This window comes from Pseudomonas sp., from assembly GCF_050739995.1.
Lineage (GTDB): Bacteria > Pseudomonadota > Gammaproteobacteria > Pseudomonadales > Pseudomonadaceae > Aquipseudomonas.
This window is the reverse complement of sequence record NZ_JBOICG010000014.1, coordinates 1-7,699: the sequence shown is the minus strand read 5'-3', so window position 1 is coordinate 7,699 and position 7,699 is coordinate 1. Positions and strand designations below refer to the sequence as shown.

7 protein-coding genes are annotated in these 7,699 nt (G+C 61.7%); 4 read left to right on the top strand and 3 right to left on the bottom strand.

Annotation, left to right across the window (positions count from 1 at the left end):
- The first annotated feature begins 143 nt into the window (after positions 1-143).
- A complete protein-coding gene (gene hrpB, locus ACRESD_RS00385) occupies positions 144-2,651 on the top strand; it encodes an ATP-dependent helicase HrpB (protein WP_431749120.1) in 2,508 nt (835 codons plus the stop codon).
- A 285-nt stretch (positions 2,652-2,936) separates the two neighbouring features.
- Here hrpB and ACRESD_RS00380 read toward each other — a convergent pair whose 3' ends face one another.
- Together ACRESD_RS00380 and ACRESD_RS00375 are read right to left on the bottom strand one after the other, a co-directional pair.
- Positions 2,937-4,025 carry an endonuclease/exonuclease/phosphatase family protein gene (locus ACRESD_RS00380; RefSeq protein ID WP_431749119.1) on the bottom strand — a complete coding sequence of 363 codons (1,089 nt, stop codon included), beginning with the start codon at positions 4,023-4,025 and terminating at the stop codon, positions 2,937-2,939.
- A gap of 41 nt (positions 4,026-4,066) precedes the next feature.
- Positions 4,067-4,726: a YciC family protein gene (locus ACRESD_RS00375; RefSeq protein WP_431749118.1), complete on the bottom strand. Its 660-nt coding sequence runs from the start codon at positions 4,724-4,726 to the stop codon at positions 4,067-4,069.
- Between the two features lie 180 nt (positions 4,727-4,906).
- Here ACRESD_RS00375 and ACRESD_RS00370 point away from each other — a divergent pair, with 180 nt between their 5' ends.
- From ACRESD_RS00370 to ACRESD_RS00360, 3 genes are all read left to right on the top strand, one after another.
- Positions 4,907-5,671, top strand: a complete 765-nt coding sequence (locus tag ACRESD_RS00370; RefSeq protein WP_431749117.1) for a DUF2076 domain-containing protein — start codon at positions 4,907-4,909, stop codon at positions 5,669-5,671.
- Positions 5,672-5,799: 128 nt separating this feature from the next.
- Positions 5,800-6,276, top strand: coding sequence for an NYN domain-containing protein (locus tag ACRESD_RS00365; RefSeq protein ID WP_431749116.1), 477 nt, complete (start codon positions 5,800-5,802; stop codon positions 6,274-6,276).
- Between the two features lie 25 nt (positions 6,277-6,301).
- Positions 6,302-6,913 carry a 3'-5' exonuclease gene (locus ACRESD_RS00360; RefSeq protein WP_431749115.1) on the top strand — a complete coding sequence of 204 codons (612 nt, stop codon included), beginning with the start codon at positions 6,302-6,304 and terminating at the stop codon, positions 6,911-6,913.
- A 140-nt stretch (positions 6,914-7,053) separates the two neighbouring features.
- Here the strand turns inward: ACRESD_RS00360 and ACRESD_RS00355 are convergent, their stop codons facing one another.
- The gene (locus ACRESD_RS00355) at positions 7,054-7,350 is read right to left on the bottom strand and encodes a DUF6124 family protein (protein ID WP_431749114.1); all 297 of its coding nucleotides are present in this window, start codon (positions 7,348-7,350) and stop codon (positions 7,054-7,056) included.
- Positions 7,351-7,699: the final 349 nt, after the last annotated feature.

Genomic DNA, 7,699 nt, shown 5'->3' with positions numbered 1-7,699 from the left:
ATATGGCACTGATACACCGCTATCGCAGGCAAGCCAGCTCCCACCGTTGACCGCGTTGCCAGGTAATGGGCGCGGTGTTTGTGAGACCACCACCGACCTCCGGCAGTTCGCCGTTATACTCGCCGCTCTGCTTTGGAGCCAGTATGAATTCGTTGCCGATTGATGAAGTTTTACCCGCCCTGCGTGACGCCTTGGCGATTCGCCATGAAGCCGTGCTGGAAGCGCCGCCCGGCGCTGGTAAAACCACCCGCGTGCCCTTGGCACTGTTGAACGAGCCGTGGCTGGCCGGGCAAACCATCCTGATGCTCGAACCCCGTCGTCTCGCCGCCCGTGCGGCGGCCGAGCGGCTGGCCAGTGAGCTGGGGGAAAAGGTCGGTGAAACCGTCGGTTATCGCATTCGCCTGGACAGCAAGGTCGGCCCCAATACGCGCATCGAAGTGGTCACCGAAGGCATCCTCACCCGGCGCTTGCAGGACGACCCGGCGCTGGATGGGGTGGGCTTGCTGATTTTCGACGAATTCCACGAGCGCAGCCTCGACGCCGACCTGGCGCTGGCCCTGAGCCTCAACGGTCGCGAACTGTTTCGCGATGAGCAACCGCTGAAAATCCTGCTGATGTCCGCCACCCTCGAGGGTGAACGCCTTGCCGACCTGCTGGATGACGCGCCGATCCTGCGCAGTGAAGGCCGCATGTTTCCAGTGCAGACGCGTTGGGGGCGGCCCTACCAGCCCGGTGAGTTTATCGAGCCGCGTGTGGTTCAAACGATCCTCGAAGCCCTGCATGACGAAGCCGGCAGCGTGCTGGTGTTCCTGCCGGGGCAGGCGGAGATTCGTCGGGTCCACCAGCAACTGGCGGACGCCCTGGGTGATCGTGGTGACGTATTGCTGTGCCCGCTGCACGGCGAACTTGACCTCAACGCCCAACGCGCCGCCATCGACCCGGCCCCCGTCGGCAAACGCAAAGTGGTGCTGGCCACCAATATCGCCGAGACCAGCCTGACCATTGACGGCGTGCGCGTGGTGATCGATGCCGGGTTGGCGCGTGTGCCGCGTTTTGATCCCGGCAGCGGCATGACCCGCCTCGACACCCAGCGTATTTCCCGCGCCAGTGCCACCCAGCGTGCCGGTCGGGCAGGGCGTTTGGAGCCGGGCGTGTGTTATCGGCTGTGGTCCGAGGATCAGCATGAAGGCCTGGCCGCGTACGGTAGCGCCGAAATCCTCGCGGCGGACCTGGGAGGTTTGGCCTTGCAACTGGCTCGCTGGGGTGTCACGCCTGCGCAACTGGTGTGGCTGGATGTGCCGCCGACCGCCGCGTATGCCCAGGCTCAGGACTTGTTGATGCGCCTGGGCGCTTTGGATGAAGACAAGTTGACCGCCCACGGTCAGAAGATGGCCGAGCTGCCGGCCCATCCGCGCATCGCCCATTTGCTGTTGCGCGGGCAGGATCTGGGGCTGGCGACTACAGCATGTGATGTTGCTGCGCTGCTGGGTGAGCGCGATATCTTGCGCGGCGGCGGTGCTGATTTGCACAGTCGCTTGGCCTTGTTGTCCGGTGAGGAGCGCGCGCGAGGCACTCAAGGTGGCGTGCAGCGGGCCAAGCAACTGGCGCGGCAATATCGCAGCTATTTAAAAGGCAAGGCGACTCAGCCGGTGGCAGATCCCGATCACCCGCGCTGGCTTGGCGCCTTGTTGGCCCTGGCTTACCCGGATCGCGTCGCCCAGCAACGGCGTCCGGGGGGCGCCGAATACCGCCTGGCCAACGGCCGCGCCGCGCTGTTCGCCGAGGCCGACAGCCTGATGAAGCAAGCTTGGCTGGTGATTGCTGACTTGGGCAGCCGCCAGGGCCAGCGGGAAGAACGAATCTATCTCGCGACGGACTTTGATCCTGCCTTGTTCGATAGCGTACTCGCCGAACAAGTGCACAACGTCGACCAACTGGATTGGGATGAACGCGAAGGCGTGCTGCGCGCCGAACGCCAGCGCAAAGTCGGCGAACTGGTGCTCAGCCGCGAACCGCTGACTGGCCTGGATGAATCCGCCCGCAGCCAGGCGCTGGTCAACCTCGTGCGCCGCAAGGGGTTGGAGCTGTTGCCCTGGACTCCGGAACTGCGCCAATGGCAGGCTCGCGTCATGCTGCTGCGTCAACTGGACGCCGGAAAAACCAGCGAGTGGCCCGACCTCAGCGACAGCGCCTTGCTCGCCAGCCTGGAACATTGGCTGATGCCGTACCTGGGCAAGGTCTCGCGGCTCAGTCATTTTTCCAATCTGGATATCTCCAGTTTCCTGCACAACCTGCTGCCCTGGCCGTTGCCCCAACGCCTGGATGAACTGGCACCGCAGCATGTGAAGGTACCGTCGGGTTCTTCGGTGCGTTTGGACTACAGCGAACAGCCGCCGATTCTGGCGGTGCGCCTGCAGGAATTGTTCGGGCTGGCGGATACGCCGCGCATTGCCGGCGGGCGCCAAGTGGTGAAGTTGCACCTGCTGTCCCCGGCGCGGCGGCCGGTGCAGGTGACACAAGACTTGGCGAACTTCTGGCGCAGTACCTATGCCGAGGTGAAGAAGGATCTGAAGGGGCGTTATCCGAAGCATTATTGGCCGGATGATCCGTTGGTGGCCGAGGCGACGGCACGGATCAAGCCGCGCAAATAACCACGGCAGAGAACAACTATGGGAGGGAGCAAGCCCTAATGCCAGCCAGTTAAGAGAATCTGCCGCGACCAAACTCTTGTAGTGAGCGGGCTTGCCCCGCGCTGGGTGGCGAAGCCACCCCAACAAGGACGCTGCGGTGTTTCAGACAGACCGAGGTGCCTGGATTTGGGGCGGCTGCGCCACCCAGCGCGGGGCAAGCTCGCTCACTACAGGTGCTCTACATCCCACCGCTTAACTGACTGGTATTAGGGCTGGCCCCCTCCCACATTATTTTTGTGGTGCTGGTTATTGCGCGGCGGGCAGCAGGAATCGTGCGATCACGGGCAAGTGATTGGAGATGCGCAGAGTGTCGTCCTGCCGCACTTTGGCCTCCACCCGCTTGATCCGTGAGCTGTAGAACAAATAATCCAAGGTACGATCCGGGCCCTCCACACTTGGGTCATTAGGGAAGTGCGTCAGCCATTTCTCACGGTCGATGCCGCTGGATTCGCTGTTGCTCGGGATCATCGGGTACTTGTCCCACAGCAGATGCAGTTCGCTGTCCGGGGAATATTGCCCGCGCTTGTTCGCATCCAGGCGCAGGAACTGCCCCAGCGGCAGCAGGTTGAAATCCCCACCGATCAGCCACGGTGTGCCTCGGCCTTCGAACTTATCCAGTAGCTTGAGCGTTGCCTTTACCTGCTCATTGACCGCTGAACGCCCAGGCGCATCGCCATCCAGGCGGGTATTGAGCACCGCCAACTGGCCGCCATCGCTCAGTGGCAGGTAGGTCAGCAGCAGCGCCGGCTTGGGTTGGAATTGGCGGCTGATGAAGTTGCCCGGGGACACCGGCAGTTGCAGGCGCTCGGCGTGTTCAATCTGATAGCGGCTCAGGGTTGCCAGCTTGCGGCCGACACTGCCGAAGATATGCAGGTTGGGAATGAAGTCGGCTTTCCAATCGAAAGCCTGGGTGCTACAGGGGTAGAGGTCGACCAGGCGTTCCTGCAGCAGGGCAAGTTGGTCCTGGTAGTGGGACGGTTTGGCGTTTTCGTCGAGTTCCTGCAACAGCAGGATGTCGGGTTGTTCGTCGCGGATGACACGCGCCACTTCATCGAGGCTGTAAGCCATGTCTTCCACGGTGGGACGGTCGTCCGGGCCGCTGCCGTCGGGAGTGTCGTACCAGAACACGTAGTTCTTGCCGGCCAGGTATTGCACGTTCCAGGTCATGACCTTGAGCGCCTGACCCGGCAGCAGGGTCGGCGCGCGGGGCGCACCACAGCTGATGGGCAGGATTTCCTTGTCGGCAGGGCGCCAGGTCAGGCTGTAGATCAGGGCGGTGAGCAGGCCCGCGATGATCAGCAGGCCCAGCAGGGTGATGCGCAATAAACGGGTCATCGGCTCGGCTTATCAGCGTGTCAGGACAGGCACGGAGCATATCACCGCGCGTCGGCGTCGCCACCGATCAACATGAACAAACGGAACAGCACCACACTGGTAAACAGTTGCAGGAAGCTGTGGGCGCTGTCCATCAACAACCCCAGCACTGGCGCCGGGTGTGGATAAGCGGCGACGCTGGCGCCTTTGAGCAGCCACAGCGGCGTCATCACGCACAGCAGGCACACCAGGATGCGCCAGAAATGCCCACGGCTCAGGCGGAAACTTTCCTTCATCGCCTCCAGCGCCGGCATGCCGCGCAGCACCAGCAGGTACTCGGCGAATGCCAGCACCACCATCAGCCATAGGCCGGGCAGGAAGTACAGTGATAAGCCGAGCAGGATCAACAGCGTGCTCATGGCCGTCAGCAGGGCGAAACGTGGCCACAGAGTCAGGGCCATGGCCCATACATCTCTCGTGCGCGGTGACTCGCCACGGGTGCGAGCATCCAGGAACAGGATCAAGGCGCCGGTGTACAGCGGATACACCAGCAGCCCGACGACCACGCTGTAACCGGGGAATGCATCCGGGCCCAGCGTGTGGTCCAGCACCTGTTGCAGCAGGGCTTCGAGGATCACCAACGGCAAGCACAGCTGGACGATGGCGCCCAGGTTGCGTTGGGTGAAACGGAAGGAGTCGCGCAATACGTCTAACGGATTCATCAGGTTCATCGCAGGCCAAAAAGCAAGGCCCACACTTTAACCGATCATGACTGGACGTAAGCAAACGTAAACCTTGCGTAAAGACTATTGAAACGTCTGGTAACAGCCCCATAACTAGCACGTAGCCCGCTTGATGACAGGCAGGCCCATGATTTTCACCGGCAATCTAACGAGGTCGCCATGAACAGCGAAGAGCAAACCCTGATCGATGGACTGTTTTCACGGTTGCAACAAGCCGAAACGGACTCAGCCCCCCGCGACGCCCTGGCCGAAGCGCGGATCAAGGAGCACATGACTCGCCAACCGGCCGCTGGGTACTACATGACCCAGTCGATCCTGGTGCAAGAACACGCGATCAAGAGCCTCGACGCGCAGAACAAGCAGCAGGCGCAGCAGATCCAGCAATTGCAGGACGAGTTGCAACAAGCCCGTTCCCAGACGGCGCAACCTGCCCCGAGCAGCGGCGGCTTCCTGTCGAGCATCTTTGGCGGCGGTTCCCGTGACCCGCAACCGGCCCAGAGCGCCCCGGCGTCATCGGGCGGTGGTTGGCGTGAACCGGCGCGGCCATCTTTCGGGCAGCCCGCGCCGCAGCAAAATTACGCTGCGCCACAGCAGAATTATCAACAACCGCCACCCGCACCCGCCGCGCCGATTGGCAGTGGTTTCCTCGGCGGTGCTTTGAAAACCGCCGCCGGTGTGGCCGGTGGTGTGATGCTGGCCGAAGGCATCAGCAGCCTGTTCAACCACAACTCGCAACAGCCGCAGGTGGTGGAAGAAATCATCCGCGAAGAGCCAGCGCCGGCCAGTGACAACGGCAACTGGGGCAACGATGAGCAGCGTTTCGCCGGGAATGACAGCTGGGGCAGCAACAACTCCGACAGTTTCGCGGATAGCGATTATTCCGACGATTCTTCCTCTTTCGGCGACGACGATTCCTTCGTCTGACCCGCATTCAACCGGGGCGCGTCGTCGCCCCGGGCTGATTTTTTTCGGAAACTTTCCCGTGGCTGGCATACTGGCGGCTTTGCGGACCATCGTGTCCGGCAGCCAAGCGGCAACCATGGGGAAGTGCGGTGAAGAAAATTGCAGTGTTCGCCGATGTACAAAACCTCTATTACACCGTGCGCCAGGCGTATGGTTGCCACTTCAACTACGCCGCCCTGTGGGCTGACATCAGCGCTCGCGGGCAAATCGTCGAGGCGTATGCCTATGCCATCGACCGCGGCGACAGCAAGCAGCAGCAGTTCCAACAGATCCTGCGCAACCTGGGCTTCACGGTAAAACTCAAGCCCTACATCCAGCGCAGCGACGGTTCGGCCAAGGGCGACTGGGACGTGGGCATTACCCTCGACATCATGGATGCCGCCGACCATGTCGACGAAATCGTACTGGCCTCCGGCGACGGTGATTTCGACATGCTGCTCGAGCGCGTTATCCACAAGCATGGCGTCGAAGCCGTGGCCTACGGCGTGCCCGGGCTGACGGCCAACTCATTGATACGCGCCGCCAGCCGTTATGTGCCGATCGAAGGCGCGTTGTTGCTTAAATAGATCTTTAGACGGAGTTGGAACAGGTTTGGAACGTATAGCGGTCATCGACTTTGAAACCACCGGCATCACCCCGAGCAGCCACTGCCGAGCCACGGAAATCGCGGTGGTCATCCTCGAACGAGGCCAGATCGTGGACCGCTACCAGAGCCTGATGAATGCCGGCGTGCGTGTGCCGGGTTTTATCGAACAACTCACCGGCATCAGCAATGCCATGCTGCGCAGCGCGCCACCGGCCGAGCGGGTGATGAATGAAGTCAACGAATTCGTCGGCACCACGCCGCTGCTGGCGCACAACGCGGCGTTTGACCAGAAGTTATGGGACTTCGAACTGGGCCTGATCCGCCGCACCCGCTTGCAGAAGTTCGCCTGCTCCCTGCTGCTGGCACGCCGCCTGATGCCTTCGGCGCCCAACCACAAGCTCGGCACGTTGAATGCCTTCGCTCAACTGCCCCACACCGGCAAGGCTCACCGGGCGATGGCGGATGCGGAAATGGCGGCCAACCTCACGGCGCATCTGGCCCAGGAGCTGCGTGGCACTCATGGTTTGCGTGAGCTGTCACACGATCTGCTGTGCACCTTGCAGAAAGTGCCGGCCGCCAAGATCACCGAGCACCTGAAGAAACATTGCGGGTTCTGAGCCCGCCATACTCCCCAGAATACTGAAACTCAAAATGTGGGAGGGGGCTTGCCCCCGATAGCGGGCTGTCAGCTACAGATGTATTGGCTGACACTCTGCCATCGGGGTGCAAGCTCCTTCCCACATGGGTTCTGCAGTGTTTAGCGAGGCTGCACACAGGCCAGCGCCCGATCCACTACACCCTTGGCTATCTCAACTAAATGCATCACGGCCCGCTGTTGCGCCTTCATCGCTTCACTCGACGCGTGCGCCGTCTCCACCGCGCAATGCAGCGAATCGGCCGCGTGGACCAGGGCGTCTTCGAAACTCAGGCTGTCGTTCAGCGTGAAATGAGGCGCATCCGGGGCGGACGCTTTGAGGTAGTAGTCGATGGCTCGGCGGTTGAGCAGGGCGTCTTCGCTGAGGAAGCATGGTGGGTCGGGGGTTACTTTGACCATGGTGAACACTCCTTGCTTGGAAGAAGTCGACACCCTTCGCTTGCACGCGAATGAGGGGGGCAGCTGTACGTAGGTGTGCAAGACCGGGGCAAGGAGCTAAACCCAGCAGACCCGAAGGTCTCCCACGCACAGCCGCCATAACGGGCGAACGCCAAGCATCAAGCTGGGCATTAAGCTGTAGGTTGATTTGTGGATTCTGCTTGCCGTCGGACTTGCACGTCCGGTCACCGAACATTCGATGACCGAGCGAGACTAGCTACCTGATCCAACGGAAACAAGGCCGTGGGATTCTCTCGGAAACGTCCTTCAAATGAAAGAGATGGGTCTTGCTGGCCATTGAATACTTGGC

Excerpts from the sequence above, each read along its gene's own strand:
- ACRESD_RS00375 (WP_431749118.1), bottom strand. The coding sequence starts at position 4,726 with ATGAATCCGTTAGACGTATTGCGCGACTCCTTCCGTTTCACCCAACGC.
- ACRESD_RS00380 (WP_431749119.1), bottom strand. The coding sequence starts at position 4,025 with ATGACCCGTTTATTGCGCATCACCCTGCTGGGCCTGCTGATCATCGCG.
- ACRESD_RS00370 (WP_431749117.1), top strand. The coding sequence starts at position 4,907 with ATGAACAGCGAAGAGCAAACCCTGATCGATGGACTGTTTTCACGGTTG.
- hrpB (WP_431749120.1), top strand. The coding sequence starts at position 144 with ATGAATTCGTTGCCGATTGATGAAGTTTTACCCGCCCTGCGTGACGCC.
- ACRESD_RS00355 (WP_431749114.1), bottom strand. The coding sequence starts at position 7,350 with ATGGTCAAAGTAACCCCCGACCCACCATGCTTCCTCAGCGAAGACGCC.